We start from the raw sequence: 21,270 nt of genomic DNA, 5'->3' as shown, positions 1-21,270 counted from the left end.
ATGAAAAACTTTATAACAATTGACGAAAGAAAAATTGGCCCTAATTTCCCGCCATATATTATTGCCGAATTATCGGCAAATCATAATGGTGATATCAATAGGGCATTTAAAATACTCGAAATGGCGAAGCACTGCGGTGCTGATGCTATTAAGCTCCAGACCTACACCCAAGATACGTTAACAATTAATTGTGACAAAGATGACTTCAAAATCAAGGGCGGGCTGTGGGATGGCCGGACCTTATATGATTTGTATGCAGAAGCACATATGCCATGGGATTGGCACAAGCCATTGTTTGCTAGAGCGAAGGAATTAGGTATTACGATATTTAGTTCACCGTTTGATAATACTGCGGTTGATTTACTAGAGGACTTAGGTGCGCCAGCTTATAAAATTGCTTCTTTTGAGGCCATTGATTTGCCGCTTATTGCTTATGCTGCAAGTACAAAAAAGCCAATGATAATATCAACGGGAATGGCAAACGAGCTTGAGATTCAAGAGGCGATAGATACTGCAAGAGGAGCCGGATGCACGGAACTTGTAGTGCTTCATTGTGTAAGTGCTTACCCTGCTGAGCCGAGCGATTATAATTTAGCGACTATTCCCGATATGGCGGCTAGATTTGGTGTGTTGACAGGCTTATCTGATCATACGATTGATAACACAACAGCGATAACATCTGTTGCTCTAGGTGCTTGTTTGATTGAAAAACATGTGACCTTAGATAGAAGTGCAGGGGGGCCTGATGATAGTTTTTCGTTAGAAGAGCCTGAACTTAAACAATTGTGCAGCGACAGTAAAGTTGCTTGGCAAGCGAAAGGCAAGGTAAATTATGAACGCAAGGATGGTGAAAAAGGCAATGTTGTTTTTCGGCGATCATTGTATGCGGTAAAAGATATTGCCGAGGGTGAAGCATTTACCAAAGAAAATGTACGGTCTATTCGCCCAGGCTATGGTGTTGCCCCGAAGCATTTAGAACGGGTGCTTAGTACTAGGGCTACTAGTTCTATTGAGCGCGGAACAGCAATAATGGAAAAATTGTTGAGGGATTAAGGTTCATACTTCTTTGATCTATCGAGTGGTTATTTATCTTTTTAAGTCTCTTTCGCTCCAATTTTAAAATGAAGTATCTGTTTTTAATTGTTATTCTATGTGACTTTATTGGATGACTTCGGTAGAATCCTCGTTTTAGGCGAGCATACTTTTTAGTATTCGAAGGTAAAGTTTGTTGTTGAAAATATAAGTTCATTTTAATTAGGTCTTATGAAAAAAATTAGTTTCTGTTTTGTTCTACTTCTTACGTGTGCCGTCAGCTATTCAAGTAGCGTGAATGCGCAATCATTCGTACCATCACCAGCACAAATTCAACAGTTCAAAAATTTGCCTAGAGCCCAGCAAGAGCAGTTGGCCAGACAGATGGGCTTTGATATATCGATGCTAGATTCGATGTCCTCAGGCAATCAAACTGAAACAAAGGTTTCAGAGCCCGAATTTGTTGAACGAGAAGTAGACAACGAGATCATTTCAGAAGCACTGTCAAAACAAAGTGTTGTCACACAAAGTACGCAGGAATTAGTTCCATTTGGTTATGATATTTTTGAAGGCAGAACAGAGGCCGTTAAACCAAGCGCAAATGTTCCCGTTCCATCAAATTATATTATTGGTCCTGGCGACTCTGTAAAATTACAGCTTTTTGGCAAAGAAACAGGTGATTATGAGCTGATAGTAAATAACGAAGGAAATATAGACTTACCAGACCTCGGTCCGCTAAAAGTTGTTGGGACTAGCTTTCAAGAATTAAAAGAACTCGTCAACGAAAAGTATAAACAACAAAAAATAGGCGTTTCATCCTTCGTTTCTATGGGGGAAATTCGAACCATTCAAGTATTTCTTGTGGGTGAAGTTTATCGCCCAGGACCTTTGGTAATAAGCGGTTTGTCTACCGTTACCACCGCACTTATTAATAGTGGTGGCGTAAACGAAATTGGGTCATTACGCAATATTGAGCTTAAACGCGGCGGGAAGACGGTTGCTAATTTTGATTTATACGATTTAATTGTTCGAGGTGATACCAGCAATGATATTCGCTTAGAGCAAGGAGATGTGCTTTTTGTGCCAACTGTTAAAAGTATAGTCTCTGTAGATGGAGAAGTAAGACGACCTGCAATTTATGAAATCGCCAAGGGCGAAACAGTCGATGATTTGCTAAGATTAGCTGGCGGGCTTCTTCCTAAAGGGGATGCTAGTTCTTTACAATTAGTAAGAAAAGACCCCGCTAGAGGCTTGTCAATTTTTACTATTAACGCAAATGATAGAAGCGCGACTAAAAAGAAGTTATTTAATGGTGACTTTTTACGCGTACCTGAATCTAGCCTTGAGTTTACCAATGCGATTTTAGTCTCAGGGGCCATTAATATGCCCAATGTCGTCGCGAATACTGGTTTAGCGCTTTCAGATATAGTTACTGAAGATAAGCTTTATTCAAACACTGATTTAAATTACGCACTTGTAGTACGTAAAGGACCCTTAAATGAAAACTCTAGCGTTGTGCAATTTAAACCATTAGACGTGTTGTCAGGTGAGTTTGACCTTAAATTAAAAGCATTTGATCAATTAGTATTTTTCAATAAAGTCGTCGAAGATGTTGCTAAGGGAGTCGCCGGTAAGGTAGTCGACGGAAATTTGCAACGTTCACAAGATGATATTAAAACGAACCAAGCAAATTACTTGCAGAAAATTGAAAGCGAGCGTTTTACTTCCGAAAGTTTTACTCGACCAAGTGGAAAAAGCTTTTCAAGAAAAGAGTTGTTATCCCCAATAATTGCTAAATTAAAAAGCGAGGCGTCTGATAACCAGCCTGTCCAGCTTGTTGAAATTATGGGGGAAGTTAGGTACCCAGGTATTTACCCGCTATCAAATGAATCTTCACTGAGCAATTTGATAGATGCCGCTGGTGGTTTGACAGAATCCGCCCATTTAGAAAGTGCAGAAATTACAAGTGTAAAAGTATCTAATGGTAAACTAGACGTTGCTCACAAACGAGTAAATCTATTGAGTCAACTATTGCTTCCGGAAAATCAACAAATACAACTTCAATCCAAAGATGTGTTGAGTGTTGTGAGAATTCCTCAGTGGTATGAAAGCAACAATATACAGTTAAAAGGCGAAGTTATGTTCCCTGGAACATACCAAATTAAAAGTGGGGAAACCCTTTCGAATGTAATCCAACGTGCCGGTGGCTTAACGAACCGCGCTAGCACTAACGCTGCGGTATTTACACGTAAAGAGCTTGCTGAAAAGGAAAGTAAAAACATCGATAAAGCGGTTGAAGATTTAAGACAACAACTCGCTAATAACACTCTTAGCAATAGCCAATACACAAAAACAGTGGACTATCAAACGGCCACTCAAGTTTTGAATGACTTAACGAATACAGTTCCTTTGGGAAGAATGGTTATCGACTTTGACGCAATTCTAGATGGTAAGCAGGGTGCTGACATTGTTTTAAAAGATGGTGATACATTAACAATTCCTGATGTTACACCAGCAATATCTATTATCGGTGAGGTATTTGTATCAGCGACTCATCGTTATGATAGCGAATTATCGATTGACGATTATATACAACTTGCTGGAGGTGTTAGAGAGTATGGCGATGGTTCTAATATTTATATAGTAAGGGCAAACGGATCTGTATTTGTACCAGACGAGAATTTTTGGTTTAGTGGTTCGCGTGATCAGTTGTTAGAACCAGGGGACACAATCGTTGTGCCGAGAGATGTTACTAATTATGACAATATTGCGGTGTGGCAAGGTGTTACTCAGATTATTTACCAGACGGCGGTAGCTTTAGCTGCTATTTCATCTATTTAACTATTTCAGTTACCACGTAAACGCATTCGTAATTTAATTCAAATAAACGACTTCAAAAAGTGTATAGGAAAAAGTTAGGGGGTTAGGAGAAAAATTTCGTTAGATTTTCTATATCACGACTTAATTTGATACTCTCTCGCCCAATCATAATAATTTGAGTAACAATCATTTTTCATAGACTAGTGACAACGTCCACATTAGCTGGCGATGTTAGGTAATATGGTGACGAGTCTAAGTTTTATATAGGTCCTGTACCTGAAAACGACTTTTGTTTTTCTCGTTGTAGTGAACGTTTGCTAGGGCCTGAGTATACAACCGTAGTGCCAAGAGATATCGCCAATTATGATAATATTTCTTTGTAGCAGTGTCTTATGTAGACTATTTATCAGAACGCTGAGGCATTGGCCACGATAGGTATTTTAGCTAGACACATTTTTGTTTAAGAAATAACGTATTTACGCATTTAAAAAGAAGATTTATAAATTATGACGGAACGCTTTCAAAACGATTCAAACAGCTTTCATAACAAAATGGAAAATACTACAGTAAGGGAGTTTGTTGTTGTTATCTGGCAAGGAAAATATATAATTTTATGTTTTTCAATATTATTTGCTGTAATTGGGATCTTTTATTCTTTATCCTTAGCTAACACATATAAAAGTAGTGTGTTGTTAGCACCAAGTTCTTCTGAGGGCGGTTTTGAGCTACCTGGTCAACTTGGCGGTCTAGCCGCGTTAGCGGGAGTAAACTTATCAAGTGGGGGAGCAAATTCAACCGGTTTAGCCATTGAAATAGTTAAATCAAAAAAGTTTTTGTCCACATTTATAGAGAAGCATGAATTATTGGTACCATTAATGGCTGCAAAATCATGGAACTTAGCAAAAGATACTTTGGTGTTTGATGAGAACGTCTACAATTTCGAAACTGGTACATGGGTTAGAGAAGTCAATCCCCCGTTAACGATAAAGCCATCTAATATAGAAGCCAGTGAAGCATTCAATGAGATTATGTCGATTAGTACAAACGAAGAAACTGGGTTTATAACTCTTTCTATTGAATTTTATTCCCCTTTTTTGGCAAAGGTTTGGATAGATTTGTTGGTGGAGGATTTGAACGAAACAATGAGGGAACGAGAGCTTAAAGACGCTAAGAGTAGCATTGCTTTTTTATATCAGCAGTTAGAGGAAACTTCATTATCTGACGTAAAAGAAATGCTGTTTTCTTTAATTGAGGAACAGACTAAGACTCTAATGTTAGCGAATGTGCGTAAAGAGTTTATGTTTGAAACAATCGATCCTGCCTATCTTCCAGAAGAAAAAGCGTCCCCAGCAAGAGCTATTATAGTTATTTTATTGACGTTTATTGGAGCGATGATTGCTACTATATTTTTACTTACAAAAGAGTACTTAATGAATAAAAAGTAGTGATTTGCGAAGCATAGTTTTTTCTGCAAAGTTTACAATTTATCTTCAGGTGTTTTCTATTTTTACGGCCATAGATGTTTATTTCAAAACTTATTAAAGTTGTTCGCAGTATTTTTATTGTAGGGCTCATGAATTTGAGCGTGCTTTTATTTGCGTTATATTTTGGAGCAACTGAAGGTACAGATGAATTTAGCAAGTATGTATTATCATTTTCATTATTCTCTATACTGACAATTTTGTTTGATTTTGGTTTAAACATTTCAGTCGTAAGAGAGACAAGTAATAAAAAGATTAGTTTGCTCGATAGCGTTATTTTTGCGAAATTTGTACTTTGTTTGATTGCTTTTGTTGTGATTCTTTTAATGCAACTCATTTTTTATTCTTTCAGTTTAAACTATGAACATATATCTACCGCAATATTCACTGCGGTGATTTATAACTATTGGTTAACAATACGAGTGAAAGCTCAGGTTGATTTGAATTTTACTAAATATGACAATATTAATCTGATTTTTATGTTGCTTAGATTGTTTTATATTTTGAGTTTCGTGATGTTTGACGTAAACCTTTCATTTGGGTTGCTATTTTTGTATGCTTTTCCTGCCTTAACATTCATTTTGTTAACAGAACAGAACTATAAATTTTCATTGGACAGTGCTAAATTAAAAAGTAATTTCAATAAAATATCTAGTTTGAGCGTCTATGGCCTAATTGTTATGTCATCTGCATTTGTTTATACACTGTGCATGAATTCAACAGTGTTTTTTTTCACCCTCCAGTCTAACTCTAATGTCGTTGCTGGGGTCGGATGGTCTTTAGCCCCAGTTGCTTTAATAACATTGGTTTTTGCGGTTTTGAGGCCATTTTGGCTAAGTTATACTTCTCAGAATTTAATAACTGTATTTCAACTGAAGCTTATTTTGTTATTTATACTTGTGATGTCATTTATAGGTGCGACAACAAACTATTTCATAGAGGGCTACTTGGAGTATGCTTCAGATTTGTTATTGGTCCCCGTTGCTTGGATTAATGCGGCTATTATTTCTTTTTTCATTATGTCAATTATATGTTCGGTTGGTCTGGTGAGTTCGTTACTTCATAGATTAAACAAACCGCGATGGGATTTGTTTTTTAATCTTTTAAGATTGTTACTTATAGTATTTGCATTACTTTTCATACGCGACTCGACCGATGTTGTGTTTATTCTGATTGTGATTCTTAGTATTGTGCTGACATGTGAAATTGTATTGGCATTTGTTGTTTATAAAACCTATAAAAGAGTGTATTTGTAATGTGTGGTATTTTTGGAATCATCGAGGCTAGCAACAAGTTCAACATTGAAAGTTTTGAGACTGCTTTATGTTCAATAGAACACAGAGGACCTGACCATACTGGTTTTGTTCAAAGTGACCAAACACTCTTCGGTCATGTAAGATTATCCATTCACGATTTGAACGAGAGGGCAAATCAACCAATGCTGGTTGAAAAGGGCATGTTAGTTTTTAACGGGGAAATATATAATTTTAAGGAGTTAAGAGAAGAGCTAATACGGGATTTCAATGTGGACTTTCTATCGACCTCAGATACGGAAGTGCTTTTACAACTTTTACAATATTTCCCATTCAATGAGGTGATTGAAAAAATTGAAGGCATGTATGCGCTTGCTTATCACAGCTACTTAGATAAAAAGGTTTATTTAGCTCGTGACTTATGTGGTGAAAAACCGTTATACATCTTTGAGCATGAAACTGGATTTGCATTTTCATCCGAATTGAAGCCTCTTTATAGCTATTTTGGTAAATTACAGACTAACAGTAATTTAAAGGATTATCTCAACATGGGATACTGCGCCGGAGAAAAAACACCCGTAACAAATGTAAAAAAATTATTACCGGATTCCTACGCAATTGTTGATTTAAAAAGTATGACGATGTCTACAATTCAAAATAGAAGGTTAGAAAAGCAATTTCAGAAAAAAAATCTCAACTTCCATTTGAAAAAGCAAAATCTAAATTAGAGGGTCTGTTGTTTGATTCTGTCGAACTTATGCTTGATTCCGACGTACCAGTTTGTACTTTTCTATCAGGGGGGTAGATTCATCCTTAATTACGGCTATTGCTGCTCAAATTAGGAATCAAGATATTGAATCTTTTTGTATTGGTTTTGAAGACCCCCAATATGACGAATCGCCTTTTGCTCAAATGGTCGCTGATAAGCTTGATGTCAGCCTTAATGTTCATAAATTTACTGGGGATGATGCCTTAGGATTAGTTGATAAACTACCTAGAATTTTTGACGAACCGATTTGCGATCCATCAGTGTTTCCTTCAATTTTGTTGAGCGAGTTTTCTTCGAAAAAATACAAAGTTGCTCTTTCTGGAGATGGTGCAGACGAAATTTTTACCGGATACGGTCGTTATCGATTGGCACAAAAACGTTATCAAAAATATAAATTAATTAATTATTTACATTTAAAACCACTGCTTAAATGTTCTTTACCTTTTTTCGAAGAAAATTTCTCTGCAAGGTTTAGTGATTATTTGAATTATGGATTTGACCTAGAAAACTTCTATAATATAAGCGTCCGCAAATATACGACTACTCAACGCCCCATAAAAAATGATGATAAAAAGTTTTGTTACGAAACTCGCTCTTCCGATCTAAAAGATTTTGAGTCTTTATCGTTGGTAGATATTAAATCATACATGCCAGACGATGTTTTAGTTAAGGTGGATCGCTCAACAATGAAATATGGCTTAGAGTCCCGAGCTCCATTTTTATCACGAGAAGTTATTAATTTTGCAATAAATTTACCAACAGAATACAAACTCGACGTACGAGGTCGTTTTGGTGAAAAACGAATCCTTAAGTCGCTATTGGAGGAGTTCATACCAAAAGACCTAATTTATCGCAAGAAAAAGGGGTTTGCAGCACCTATAGGTCAGTGGATGAGGGATGAGCTCAACGTTTGGTGCCGAGAATTGATAAGCCGTGCAGAACAGGTTGAACCTTTATTTGACCAAAACGCATTATATCAACAGTTTAAACAGATTGAGTCTGGTGATCTTCGATTAATTGATGGAGTGTGGGCATCATTAAATTATTTAAATTGGAAAAGACATTACTATGAATCCTGACGTCTTAATTGTGAGTCCAACGTTTAATTTTGGTGGCGCTGAAAAAGTTTCTATCAACATATCAAACTTGCTTTATTTAAATAATATTAAAGTAGCAATGGTTGTGCTTGATGCTAGTGGCCCGCTAAGAGCATTATTAAATCCTAATATTCCTGTGTTCGTGACAACTAATGCGTCTGCTCGTTGGGCAATTTGGGACATAAAAAAAATCATAGGCGAAAAGAAACCTAAAGTTATTTTCTCTAATACATCAAGGCTAAATTTCGCAGTTTTAATAGCGAAGTTTTTGAATGTTTCTGAGAATACGAAATTTGTTTGCCGAGAACCCAACAACCCTAACAAAACTCATCAAAATACGAATTTTATTTTGCGGGCGATTTATCGGTATTTATATGAGAAAGCAGATTTTATAATCGCACAGAATGATCAAATGAAAAGCGATATTATTTGTTTTTATAGAGTTCAAGAAGAGAAGGTCAAGACCCTACACAACCCCGTAAGCATAAACCTGAGTGGCAAAGCTGTTACCATAAGAGACAACTATTTTATCTTTGTAGGCCGGTTTACGGAACAAAAGAATATCCCTGCATTATTGGAAGCATTTAAAATTGCAGTCAATAGAAACAACATTAGTACAAAGCTTTATTTATTTGGCAGCGGCAGTCTAGAAACTTTTATTACTGATTTTATTTATTCAAACGAATTATCTGGAAAGGTCTTTGTTTTTCAACCTACCATAGATATTCATGATTATATCGCTAAAGCAAGGGCGCTTATATTGCCTTCAAATTGGGAAGGTTCTCCAAACGTGGTCCTTGAATCATTAAAATGTGGCACTCCATCGATCGTGTCACCAGTTCTCGCACAATATAAAGACTTAATTGAGCGAAGCGCTTTAGGATATGTAATAAACAGCAAACCCGGTGAACCCGGATTCATAAATGAACTTGCATCATCAATTATAGAATTCGATACAAATAAAAAAGAGTTCTTTGAGTGGAGTTGTTCAACAGATGCAGAATATCTGACGTTTTTTAAGTTTCTCAATGGATAAAACAATTGCTTCTCTTTATCTGGGGTTAACATTTCTCTTCATGTTAAATGTAAACGGTGTTGTTTACATGACATTTGGTATTCCTCAAGTGGCTAGTGTTTTTATATATCCAATTTTAATTACTATTTTAATATTATTAGTAATTCGTAGAAAGAAAATGATAATGCATCCAGCATCAGTTGTATTTGTATTTGGTCTTATAACATATGTCGTTATTTCGATTTTCTCAAGTATCTTTGTAAGTCATTCAGCAAATCTTGCTACATTAAATCTACTTCTATCCTACTTGTCTTCCGTAATAGTGTTTTTTCTGTTTGTTACAGGTTTAAGTTCGTATTTTCCGTTTCAGCTGTTAACTTATTTTAGAATTCTAGCGATAATTTTAGTTTTTGCATGTATTTTGGTGCCGTTTAGCTTAATCTATCGCCAATATTTATTGTTTCCTCCGCTAGAACTTACAAGAGGTTTTGGTCTGTTTGCTAATTCAAATGAGGCAGGTGTCGTTAGCTGTTTCACTATTGCTTTATTGTTATACCTTTACAGGCAGACAAAGGAAATACGTTTTATAGTAGGTCTTATAATCGCCATTATAGGCGTTTTAGCAAGTTTCTCGAAAACGGCAATTTTTATCATGGGGGCTATATTCATAGCCCATAGTGTATTGGGTAAAAGTAAGTATTCATTTATATTAATCGTTATTTCTTCAATCTCAATAATTAGTTTTTTAATCAATATGGATGTTGATGGTCTAGTTAATATTGGCTTTACAAGTATTCAAGCACAACGACTGAATCAAGTTGCTGAAATTATTTTTACAGGTCAAGTAAATACGACTACAACAACATCAAGAACTTTACTCTGGGAATTTGGATTTAATGAATTTGTCGAAAGCCCCTATATAGGTCAAGGTATGGGAATGTTACACAAAATGGATTACATCTCCGATGCTCTCGGGAATCCTCAAGGGGTTCATAATATGTATCTGATGCTTTTGGGAGAGTCTGGTACTGTGCCTACTTTTATTATTTTAACGTCTTTGATTTATGGTTTTAGTTCAAGCGCAGTGAAATTTTTTGATACGCAAGAACCAAAGTACTCATTTGCGGCGATGATATTTTTAATTGTTCTTATAGACGGCATGGCAAGTCACCATCTTCTGTCAATAAAATATAACATTATATTTTTGGCAATTGCTCATGTTTTGAGGTTTTCGTCGAAAAGCGGTAGTTGTGTTATTAATGAAAGGGTTTATTTTGAAAAATTTTGAATTTAGAGCTAATAATTTTGATTTAATCCGCTTCCTTGCTGCACTTCAAGTTACGTTTGTACATGGAATAGAACATTTCAAGGTTGAGCAACTTTATTGGCTAAAACAGGTTCTTTCATATTTTCCTGGTGTTCCTATTTTTTTCGTTATTAGCGGTTTCTTGATAGCTTCATCGTTTGATAGGAGTAAATCACTTGGAGGATACATAACTAATCGCATTTTTAGAATTTTCCCAGCATTGTGGGGGTGTCTCGTTATTTCTACATTTATTGTTTTAGTATTGTTCGAAGCCCAACCAAGTGCTGCTGAACTCACAACATGGTTGGTCGCTCAAGCAAGTATTTTGCAAGTTTATAATCCTGAGTTTATTCGCCCGTTTGGAGTAGGTGTAATAAATGGAAGTTTATGGACTATTCCTATTGAGCTGCAGTTTTATATACTACTCCCTTTGCTTTTTTCTTTTTTTCAAAACAGACGCTGGGCGCATTATTTACAAATAATTTGTTTAATATTATTTATTATAGTTTATTTAATTTTTATTCAATTAAAGCAAATTGAAACAGGATTTCTAGTAAAAGTTTTGGGTGTTACCATTGTTCCTTACTTTTATTTGTTTTTCATAGGTGTAATTCTTTATAAAAATATTTTTATCGTGGAAAAATATCTAGCAAATAGATTCTTCCATGTTTTAATTTTCTTTATTTTTAATGCCATTTTACTTGAAGTTTTGGGGTTTTCGACTACAGGGAATTATACTAATCCAGTTAGTTCTATATTTTTGGGAGTTCTGACATTATCTGGCGCATATTCATACACTTCAAAGCTCCAGAATATATTAAAGGGTAATGATATTTCGTATGGAACATACATATATCACATGGTCTTTGTAAATTTACTGTTGGTTAAATCTAGTTTAAGTGAATTCTCTAACTTTATACTTATGCTTATTTTTACTCTTGCATTTGCATCGTTATCATGGAAATGCTTGGAAAAACCAGTCTTAGGTTTAAAACGATATTCGATAAAAAAGGATTAGGATAAAAAATGGAAAAGAAAAAAACGAGAGTTCTTATCGTAGGTAGAGTACCCCCACCTATTGGGGGAGTCACAGTTTACGTTCTAAGGCTTAAGGCTAAACTGCAGAGAGAAGGATGTTTAGTTAGCTTATTTCCTAATAAAAAATCGCAATTGCTTAGTGTTAGTTGTTTTTTAATCTTAAAACGGTACGATCAGATAATAGTAAACACTATGTCAATGCCACTCCTAATAATTCTTTTTTTAACTGCAAACATAAAAAATACTATATTAGTAGATCATAATCACTCGAGATTTTTCAAAAGTTCGATAGCTTTTAATCTTAAAAGAATTTTGCTGAAAAAGTGCAAACGAATTGATTTAGTAAGTCAGCACCTTTTCAAAAACTATGATTCTAACTTTAGTAATCTTAATGTTATTTCACCATTTTTACCTCCTACTAATGAAGAAAAGTTAATAGCGAAGAAATCAGTTCCAAATGCATTAAGGCGTTTTTTAACTGACAAAGATGTGTTGATAGTAACAAGTGCTTGGCGATTTATAGAAGAAAATGGTAAAGACCTTTACGGACTAAATTTTATTGTTGAAAACTGTCAAGAGCTTCTTAAACAGAATACTGATATTGCTTTAGTTATTTGTATTGGTGATCCGAGTTTTAATACGGAGAAATTAAATGAATTAAAAGAAACTTGTAAGGCATTGTCAAATGTTTATTTTTGGAATGGATGTCAGCATAGTTGGAAACTATTCAACAGTCGCACTATTTATGTACGTTCAACGCTTACAGACGGAAATAGCGTTAGTATTCATGAAGCCGATTATTTTAACTCTGAAGTATTGGCCAGCGACGCAGTTGAACGTCCTGATTTTGTGAAGCTTTACCCGCTCGGCGACGGCAAGATTTTCAAGCGGGAACTAAACGCGCTAGTAGCAAAGATTAAATAAACTTCGTTTTACTGAATTAAAAAGAGAAAAAATTGAAACAAATATTACAGGATATGTCGAGCGGGGACTCATTATTAATTGAAGCACCAGTGCCAAATAGCAAAAACGGTCACCTTCTCATTAATACATCTACTACATTAATTTCAGCTGGTACAGAAAGAATGTTGGTCGATTTTGGTAAAGCAAATTTTGTTGATAAAGCGCGCCAGCAACCTGACAAAGTAAACATGGTGCTGGAAAAGGTAAAAACTGAAGGCTTATTGACTACAATAGATGCAGTAAAGTCTAAGCTTAGCCAGCCTCTGCCTCTAGGTTATTGTAATGTGGGGGTTATTTCTTTTGTTGGTAAAGATTCCGATACATTTAAGGTTGGGCAAAGAGTCGTGTCAAACGGACCTCACGCAGATGTAGTTCGTGTTCCTAAAAATCTATGTGCGGTAATTCCTAATAACGTGACGGATGAAGAAGCTTCTTTTACAGTTTTAGCAAGTATTGGGTTGCAAGGAATACGTTTAGCAAAACCTACGATGGGTGAGTGTTTCGTCGTAACTGGAGTAGGCTTAATAGGCTTACTCACAGTTCAAATGCTGAGGGCACAAGGTTGCCGTGTATTAGCAATCGACTTTGACCAATCAAAACTAGACCTAGCTAAACAGTTTGGTGCTGAAACTTGTAACCCCGGTACTGGGGAAGACCCCGTTGCTGCAGGTATTGCATTTAGCCGCGGTAATGGCGCTGATGGCGTAATAATTACTGCTTCAACTAAATCAAACGATCCTGTTACCCAAGCTGCAAGAATGAGTCGTAAACGTGGGCGCATTATATTAGTGGGTGTAATTGGGTTAGAGCTTAATCGCGCCGACTTTTATGAAAAAGAACTAACGTTTCAAGTTTCATGTTCCTACGGTCCCGGCCGTTACGATCCGAGTTACGAAGAACAAGGTAATGATTACCCTCTCGCTTTTGTTCGTTGGACAGAACAACGTAATTTTGAAGCAATATTGGATATGATGTCAGGTGGCCAGATTAATGTTAAACCGTTAATTACTCACCGTTTTAAGTTTGAAAATGCCAGTGACGCCTATGATTTACTCACAACCGATAAGAGCGCATTGGGAATATTATTGCAGTATGAGTCAGATGTTGTTGCCCGTCATGAAAAAACAATAAAGTTAACTGACTTGCCAGTTTATCAGCCAAATGAACCGGTTGTTGGATTTATTGGTGCGGGAAATTACGCGTCTCGTATGTTAATACCAGCATTTAAAAAGGCTGGAGCCCAGTTTCATAGTATTGCTACATCAGGAGGCGTTAATGGTGTAATTCATGGTAGTAAAGCTGGTTTTGCTGAAGCTACCACAGATACTCAAAAAATGATTGATAATCCGAATATTAATACTATTGCTATAGTAACTCGGCATAATAGCCACGCTTATTTTGTGCAACAAGCACTTAAAGCTGGTAAGAACGTGTTTGTTGAAAAACCATTGGCAATCTCGCACGAAGAACTTACTGATGTAGAAGCTGCCTATAGCCAAGCTGTTAAAACGGAGAAACCACCAAAACTAATGGTAGGCTTTAACAGACGTTTTTCACCTCAAATACAAAAAATAAAAGCCTTGTTGGTTCCTATTAAAGAACCTAAATCATTTATTATGACGATGAATGCAGGTAGCATCCCCGCAGATCATTGGACACAAGATAACAGCTTAGGCGGTGGTCGTATTATAGGTGAAGCTTGTCACTTTATTGACTTAATGCGCTATTTAGCTGACAGTGAAATTGTTTCGGTTCAAGCTCGCAGAATGGGTGATTCTGATACGCTTGAAGTGACGGAGGACAAAGCAGCTATTATTTTAGGCTTTGCAGACGGCTCATTTGGCACAATTCAGTATTTGGCAAATGGAGCCGCAAGTTTTCCTAAAGAGCGAATTGAAGTATTCGCTGCTGGCGGCACTTTACAACTAGATAACTTTATTAAATTAAAAGGTTTTAACTGGAAAGGCTTTAAAAAGTTTAATTTATGGAAACAAGATAAAGGGCAAACAGGCTGCTCCGCAGCTTTCATTGATTCAGTAAAAAATGGCACTGACGCACCGATTCCTGCAAATGAACTGTTTGAAATAGCAAAGGTTACTATTGATATAGCTGAGCAGTTGCGTCTACAGAAATGATCGTTGTTAAAGTAAAAACAGCACTCGCACTAGGCATACCAAACCTTCTGCGAGTTTTCTTTTATCAATTCGGTATTAAGACTGGGTTGAACAAAGTAAAAACTATAACTAGTAATATAGAACCGGGTGATTTTTTTACAGCTTATTCGGGGGAGTTAGTAAACTACAAATGCAATTTACAATGGGTCGATAAACATAGTTATTTTGGTAAAAGCGTATGTGATGCAACTATCCCCAATTGGCACCAGAGTTGTTTCAATAGTAAATTCGCCCCGCACAATAAACCTTGGTATTTAATTCCTGATTTTAATGAGCAGTTAGGGGATATAAAAGGCGTATGGGAGGCTTCCCGATTTGATTGGTTAATTTGCTTCGCACAATTAGCTAAATGTGGCGAAGAGCATGCATTAGATAAGTTGAATACTTGGCTAAGGGATTGGGCAGAACTTAACGCAAGTTATAATGGAGTAAACTGGAAGTGTGGGCAAGAAGCATCAATAAGAGTCATGCACTTGGCATTGGCTGCTTTGTTACTCGAACAAACTAAGAATTCGAGCGAAGCATTACTTAGCTTAGTAAAAGCGCATCTAAAGCGTATATCCCCAACTCTTATGTATGCCGTTGCCCAAGATAATAACCATGGGACATCCGAAGCTGCTGCGCTCTATATTGGAGGTTCGTTGCTTGCTTTAAATGGTGACGAATATGGTAAAATCATGCAAGCTAAAGGATGCCGATGGCTTGAGAATAGGGCGAGTAGACTAATTGAAACAGATGGTAGTTTTAGTCAATACTCGGTTACCTATCACAGAGTCATGTTAGATACATACAGTTTAGCTGAGGTTTGGAGGCAAAAGCATGGTCTAACGCCTTTTTCAGAAAGGCTCTATTCTAAACTTAAAGCTGCTGCAAATTGGATGTTCTATTTTACCAATATTGACAGTGGCGACGCGCCAAATTTGGGGGCGAACGATGGCGCTCGATTAATTCCTTTGACCGACACTGATTATCGCGACTTTAGACCAAGCACGCAGCTCGCAACTGTTTTGTTTGATAAGAGCTTAGCTTATAAAGGAGCGGGAAGTTTTAATTTACCATTGCAATGGCTTCAATTAGACATACCCGAAAAGTTCATTGACTCGAAAAATGCTAAAGACTTTAGTGATGGAGGTTATGCATATTTAGCTAACAATAAAGCTGAACTTTATTTGAATTATCCTAAATTTAAGTTTAGACCAAGCCAATGCGATGCATTGCATATTGACCTTTGGCTGAATAGCGTCAATGTTTTGAGAGATGGCGGTACTTTTAGTTACAACGCAGGGCAAAAATATATAGATTATTATGGTGGTTCGAAAAGTCATAATACAGTAGCATTTGATAATCATGAACAGATGCCCCGATTAAGTCGTTTCTTGCTGGGGGACTGGTTAAAGAGCAGCATAAAAGAAGGGTTAGATCACACAACTGATAAGCAAACGTTTATGGCTGGCTACAAAGATAGATTTGGTTGCAAGCATACCCGTTCTATCGAGTTGCAGGCGAACAAGTTAATTATTAATGACATGCTAACTGGCTTCAATAGTTCAGCTATTGTTCGATTCAGATTGGCGCCGGCTACTTGGGAGCTTAACGGTAATAAACTGATCAGTAAATTTTGTACAATCGTATTTTATGCAGATTCAGAGTTTAAAAGGATAGACCTTACAAGTGGCTTTGAATCTCGCTACTACTATAGAGAAACTGAAATTCAGGTACTCGAATTAGAAATAATCGAGGCTGGAAAAATTACTACGGAAATAATATTTTAATTATGCATGTGCTATATTTTCATCAACACTTTTCAACTCCAAGTGGTTCTATAGGTATTCGGTCCTACGAGATGGCAAAGCGCCTCCTAAATCATGGCCACAAAGTTACTATGGTTTGTGGCAGTTATGGTGGAGGAAAAACGGGATTAACAAGAGAATTCACGAAAGGCCGTCGTGAAGGAGTTGTAGACGGTATAGCTATAATTGAATTTGATTTAGCTTACGCCAACACAGACGGGTTTCTAAAACGAGCTGGTGTATTTTTAAGATTTGCTGTGAAGAGTATTGGTATTGCATTAAGTTATAAATATGATGTGGTTTTTGCCACGACCACACCTTTAACTGCTGGAATTCCAGGTATATTTGCTCGATGGCTTCGCAACAAACCGTTCGTATTTGAAGTACGTGATTTATGGCCTGAACTACCAAAAGAAATGGGAGTTATCAAAAATCCATTAGTGTTGGCGGGATTGTCATTTTTGGAGTGGTGCTCCTACCATTCTGCAAACCGTTGCATAGGATTGTCGCCCGGAATTGTGGATGGTATTAAAAAAAGAGGCATAAAAAAACATAAAATTGAGCTTGTGCCAAACGGCTGTGATTTAAATATCTTTTCTGGGCAAACAACATCGTGGCGCCCTGATGGCGTATTAGATTCTGACTTAATGGCCATATTTGCTGGCACACACGGAATAGCTAACGGTTTAGATGCTCTTTTAGACGCTGCAGTTGAACTCAAAAAGCGAAGACTCAACAGCATAAAGTTAGTGCTTGTTGGCCAAGGAAAGTTAAAAGAAAGCCTTCAACAAAGAGCTCGGGATGAAAGTTTAGATAATGTAATATTTCATGAGCCAGTAAATAAGCATAAATTAGCTGAATTAATGAAAGGTGCTGATATTGGTTTGCAGTTACTAACAAATATTCCTGCTTTTTATTATGGAACGTCTCCAAATAAGTTTTTTGATTATATTTCAGCCGGATTACCTGTTTTAAATAATTACCCTGGGTGGTTGGCTGGAATGATTCAGGACAATAATTGCGGATATACAATTGAACCAGAGAATGCCACAGCGTTTGCTGATGCATTGGAACATGCTAACAACAATAGAGTTGGACTACCTGTTATGGGGCAAAATGCTCTCGCGTTGGCTGAGCGAGAATTTGACCGCCACGTCTTGGCTGACAAATGGGTGGCTTGGGTTACAGAGGTAAATCAATGAAACGGGCTTTTGATTTCATAGTATCTTTAATTGCTATTTTTTGTTTGTTCCCTGTTATAGTTATCGTTTCAATGTTGATTCGAATTAAGTTGGGTTCACCAATTTTATTTATACAAACCAGACCGGGATTGAATGAACAATTATTTAAAATGCTGAAATTTAGAACTATGATCGATAGAAAAGACGAGGAAGGAAATGATCTTCCCGACAGTAAGCGAATGACAAGGTTTGGTGCTTTTTTACGAACGACAAGTTTAGATGAATTGCCTGGATTAATTAATGTACTAAAAGGTGACATGAGTCTCGTAGGCCCTCGTCCTTTGTTGGTTCAGTACTTGCCACTTTATAACGCTGAGCAGTCAAAGCGACACAATGTCCGCCCTGGAATCACTGGATGGGCGCAAGTAAATGGCCGAAACGCTATTAGTTGGAAAGAAAAATTTAAGCTCGATGTATGGTATGTTGAAAATCAAAGTTTCTGGCTCGATATTAGGATTTTATTGCTTACAATTAAAAAAGTATTTGTACGCGAAGGTATCAGTGCAGAAGGAGAGGTAACAATGTCACATTTTAAGGGAGACGATAAATAGTGAAAGATCTAATAGTGATCGGTGGTGGTGGTTTCGCGAAAGAAGTTATTTGGTTGGCTAGTGACTGTAACCGGCGAGTTATTGGAGTATTAGACGATTCAATTGAGGCGCAAAACAACGTTATACAGGGCGTAAAGGTAATTGGTAGTATTGCTGATTGGGTGAATTATGATGGCTGTGAGTTCATCATAGCTATTGGATCACCTAGAGTGCGCCGTAAAGTGTTGGATAAAATGTGTTCAATAGGCCAGCCTTCGTTTGCAACTTTAATTCATCCAAGTGTTCGTTATTCAAACACTGTAACTTTATCTGAGGGAACGATAGTTTGCGCTGGTTGCATCTTAACAGTGGATATCCACTTAGGGGCACACAATATTTTAAACCTCAATGTGAGTATTGGACATGAATGTATATTTGGAGACTTTGTCACTGTAGCCCCTATGGCAGCAATATCAGGGAACGTTAATTTAAATAATTTAGTTGAAGTGGGCACTGGTGCTACAATAAGGCAAGGCATTGACATTGAAGAAGGATCGATGCTTGGTATGGGTGGAGTTCTTACTAAGAGCATTCCTGAGCGAACTATATTTGCCGGTAACCCAGCAAAAAAACTGAAAGATATTATAGACTGATGGAAATCTCAATTATTGGTACAGGAACCATGTCAACTGGCATTATGCAGGTTCTTTGCTTGTCTGACGAAGTGACAAAAATAAACCTAATTGCAAGGGCTGATAGTAAAGCTGTGTCATCAAAAGCGGTATGTGAAAAAAACTTAAGGCGATTGGTTAATAAAAGTAAAATAGAAGAAACTTGCGCCCGAAACGCTTTGAAAAAAATTTACTGTAGTACACAATTTATTGATGTACAGAATTCTGACTTGGTAATCGAAGCGATTGCTGAAGACTTTGCTGCGAAAATGGTCGTTTTTAATGAGATTGCTAATCATGTTGAACTCTCGGCAATTGTCGCATCCAATACTTCTTCCTTGTCGATAACTGCTTTTGCAAGTGCATTACCCAATGCCCAGAATGTCGTTGGTCTCCACTTCTTCAACCCTGCGCCATTAATGGAACTCGTAGAAATTGTTGTAGGACATGAAACATCTGTTGACGTTATCAATAAGCTTATGCTTTTTACTAAAGGTTTAGGTAAGTCACCTGTTATTGTGCAGGAGGCGCCGGGCTTTGTAGTAAATAGAATGTTAATACCCATGATAAACGAAGCTGTTTGTATTCTTGCTGAGGGGGTGGCAACTGCTGTCGATATTGATAAAGCAATGAAGTTCGGAGCACATCATCCAATGGGACCGTTAGCGCTTGCTGATTTAATTGGTAATGATGTTAACCTCTCTATTATGGATACACTCTACTCTGAGACCGGCGATTCAAAATATAGAGCTCATCCGCTATTAAGAAAAATGGTTCGGGCGAATCATTTAGGACGTAAAACAAAAAAAGGCTTTTTTGAGTACTAACATATGTTAAACACCCCATTCTCCCCTTGGCCAAGCTTTACACAAGAAGAAGCAAATGCTGTTTCTGAAGTGATATTGTCCAATAAAGTAAATTATTGGACAGGCACTGAAGGTCGTGATTTTGAAAAAGAGTTTGCAGCGTGGTGCAATGCCGAGTACGCGATAGCACTAGGTAATGGTACATTGGCGCTCGATGTTGCTTTAAAAGCATTGAACGTCGGAATAGGTGATGAAGTAATTACCACCCCTAGAACATTTTTAGCCTCAGCATCAAGTATCGTTACATCTGGCGCAAAACCTGTATTTGCTGACGTTGATCGCAACTCTCAAAATATAACAGCGGAATCAATTGCTGCTGTGCTAACACCTCAAACTAAAGCGGTAATAGTTGTTCATCTTGCTGGACTGCCTGCAGAGATGGATGCCATTATGAAACTGTCTGAAGAGCACGGTTTTTTCGTAATAGAGGATTGTGCACAAGCTCATGGAGCAAAATACAAAGGTCGTTCAGTTGGAACTATTGGTCATATAGGCGCATGGAGTTTCTGCCAAGATAAAATAATGACTACTGGCGGCGAGGGTGGCATGGTAACTACAAACTCCAAGCAATACTGGGATTTCATGTGGTCATATAAGGATCATGGTAAATCATGGGAATCGATATATAACAAAGAACATCCTCCGGGTTTCCGTTGGTTACATGATTCATTTGGGACCAATTGGCGGATGACGGAAATGCAAGCAGCTATCGGGCGTATACAGCTTAGGCGAATGGATGAGTGGACAAAAATACGTAATGAAAATGCAAATGCAATTTGGCTCGCATGTCAAAAACATAAGGCGCTGCGTGTTCCCAAAGTTCAATGTGGTGGGTGTGACTTGTCATGTACTCGTGTTACTGGCTGCGTACACGCAGCATATAAGTGTTATGTATTTATTGAGCTAACTTACTTAAAGGAAGGATGGGACCGCGACCGGATTATGAATGCAATTAGTGCGAAAGGTGTCCCATGTTTCTCTGGTTCGTGTTCAGAGGTTTATTTAGAAAAAGCATTCGATGGTACTGGTTATAGACCGAAAGAACGATTAAAAAATGCCAAAGAATTGGGAGAAACAAGTTTGATGTTTTTAGTTCATCCAACATTGACGCAGGAAGAGCTTAAGTTGACTTGTAGATCAATTGACGAAGTTTTAACTGCGGCTAGTATTGAGTAATTTCCAATATCTTTTCTCTATATTAAATGACAAATAAAGTGCACACTG

Annotated in this window: 17 protein-coding genes; all 17 read left to right on the top strand. The window is 37.2% G+C overall.

The window, feature by feature from the left end; all coding sequences use genetic code 11:
• The 17 genes from pseI (at window position 1) to AC0L6H_RS19205 (ending at window position 21,222) form a co-directional block, all read left to right on the top strand.
• Window positions 1–1,053 carry a pseudaminic acid synthase gene (gene pseI / locus AC0L6H_RS19285; protein WP_473390917.1) on the top strand — a complete coding sequence of 351 codons (1,053 nt, stop codon included), beginning with the start codon at window positions 1–3 and terminating at the stop codon, window positions 1,051–1,053.
• Between the two features lie 210 nt (window positions 1,054–1,263).
• Window positions 1,264–3,873, top strand: a complete 2,610-nt coding sequence (locus tag AC0L6H_RS19280; RefSeq protein WP_473390915.1) for an SLBB domain-containing protein — start codon at window positions 1,264–1,266, stop codon at window positions 3,871–3,873.
• Between the two features lie 485 nt (window positions 3,874–4,358).
• Entirely contained in the window at window positions 4,359–5,297 is a 939-nt protein-coding gene (locus AC0L6H_RS19275; protein ID WP_473390914.1) for a Wzz/FepE/Etk N-terminal domain-containing protein, read from the top strand.
• A 74-nt stretch (window positions 5,298–5,371) separates the two neighbouring features.
• Entirely contained in the window at window positions 5,372–6,589 is a 1,218-nt protein-coding gene (locus tag AC0L6H_RS19270) for a hypothetical protein (protein ID WP_473390913.1), read from the top strand.
• Complete coding sequence (locus AC0L6H_RS19265; protein WP_473390911.1) at window positions 6,589–7,314, top strand: asparagine synthetase B family protein; 726 nt, start codon at window positions 6,589–6,591, stop codon at window positions 7,312–7,314. Before AC0L6H_RS19270 ends, AC0L6H_RS19265 begins: the two co-directional genes overlap by 1 nt.
• A 52-nt stretch (window positions 7,315–7,366) precedes the next feature.
• Window positions 7,367–8,434, top strand: a complete 1,068-nt coding sequence (locus AC0L6H_RS19260; protein ID WP_473390910.1) for an asparagine synthetase B family protein — start codon at window positions 7,367–7,369, stop codon at window positions 8,432–8,434.
• Window positions 8,424–9,488 (top strand): glycosyltransferase, encoded by a 1,065-nt coding sequence (locus AC0L6H_RS19255; RefSeq protein WP_473390908.1) that lies wholly within the window; start codon window positions 8,424–8,426, stop codon window positions 9,486–9,488. Before AC0L6H_RS19260 ends, AC0L6H_RS19255 begins: the two co-directional genes overlap by 11 nt.
• Window positions 9,481–10,755, top strand: a complete 1,275-nt coding sequence (locus AC0L6H_RS19250; protein WP_473390907.1) for an O-antigen ligase family protein — start codon at window positions 9,481–9,483, stop codon at window positions 10,753–10,755. Before AC0L6H_RS19255 ends, AC0L6H_RS19250 begins: the two co-directional genes overlap by 8 nt.
• Window positions 10,742–11,791: an acyltransferase family protein gene (locus AC0L6H_RS19245; protein ID WP_473390905.1), complete on the top strand. Its 1,050-nt coding sequence runs from the start codon at window positions 10,742–10,744 to the stop codon at window positions 11,789–11,791. Before AC0L6H_RS19250 ends, AC0L6H_RS19245 begins: the two co-directional genes overlap by 14 nt.
• A gap of 8 nt (window positions 11,792–11,799) precedes the next feature.
• The gene (locus AC0L6H_RS19240) at window positions 11,800–12,735 is read left to right on the top strand and encodes a glycosyltransferase family protein (protein ID WP_473390904.1); all 936 of its coding nucleotides are present in this window, start codon (window positions 11,800–11,802) and stop codon (window positions 12,733–12,735) included.
• A 32-nt stretch (window positions 12,736–12,767) separates the two neighbouring features.
• Window positions 12,768–14,909 carry a bi-domain-containing oxidoreductase gene (locus AC0L6H_RS19235; protein ID WP_473390903.1) on the top strand — a complete coding sequence of 714 codons (2,142 nt, stop codon included), beginning with the start codon at window positions 12,768–12,770 and terminating at the stop codon, window positions 14,907–14,909.
• The gene (locus AC0L6H_RS19230) at window positions 14,906–16,720 is read left to right on the top strand and encodes a heparinase II/III family protein (protein ID WP_473390902.1); all 1,815 of its coding nucleotides are present in this window, start codon (window positions 14,906–14,908) and stop codon (window positions 16,718–16,720) included. The genes AC0L6H_RS19235 and AC0L6H_RS19230 overlap by 4 nt, the downstream gene beginning before the upstream one ends.
• 2 nt (window positions 16,721–16,722) lie before the next feature.
• Window positions 16,723–17,940 carry a glycosyltransferase family 4 protein gene (locus tag AC0L6H_RS19225; protein WP_473390900.1) on the top strand — a complete coding sequence of 406 codons (1,218 nt, stop codon included), beginning with the start codon at window positions 16,723–16,725 and terminating at the stop codon, window positions 17,938–17,940.
• Window positions 17,937–18,530, top strand: a complete 594-nt coding sequence (locus tag AC0L6H_RS19220; protein ID WP_473390899.1) for a sugar transferase — start codon at window positions 17,937–17,939, stop codon at window positions 18,528–18,530. The genes AC0L6H_RS19225 and AC0L6H_RS19220 overlap by 4 nt, the downstream gene beginning before the upstream one ends.
• Window positions 18,530–19,162 carry an acetyltransferase gene (locus AC0L6H_RS19215; RefSeq protein ID WP_473390898.1) on the top strand — a complete coding sequence of 211 codons (633 nt, stop codon included), beginning with the start codon at window positions 18,530–18,532 and terminating at the stop codon, window positions 19,160–19,162. Before AC0L6H_RS19220 ends, AC0L6H_RS19215 begins: the two co-directional genes overlap by 1 nt.
• Entirely contained in the window at window positions 19,162–20,007 is an 846-nt protein-coding gene (locus AC0L6H_RS19210; protein ID WP_473390896.1) for a 3-hydroxyacyl-CoA dehydrogenase NAD-binding domain-containing protein, read from the top strand. The genes AC0L6H_RS19215 and AC0L6H_RS19210 overlap by 1 nt, the downstream gene beginning before the upstream one ends.
• 3 nt (window positions 20,008–20,010) lie before the next feature.
• Window positions 20,011–21,222, top strand: a complete 1,212-nt coding sequence (locus AC0L6H_RS19205) for a DegT/DnrJ/EryC1/StrS family aminotransferase (RefSeq protein WP_473390895.1) — start codon at window positions 20,011–20,013, stop codon at window positions 21,220–21,222.
• Window positions 21,223–21,270 lie beyond the last annotated feature (48 nt).

This window comes from Glaciecola sp. G7-5 (genome assembly GCF_055808975.1).
The sequence above is the reverse complement of the archived record's forward strand: the minus strand, read 5'-3'. Positions and strand labels throughout refer to the sequence as shown.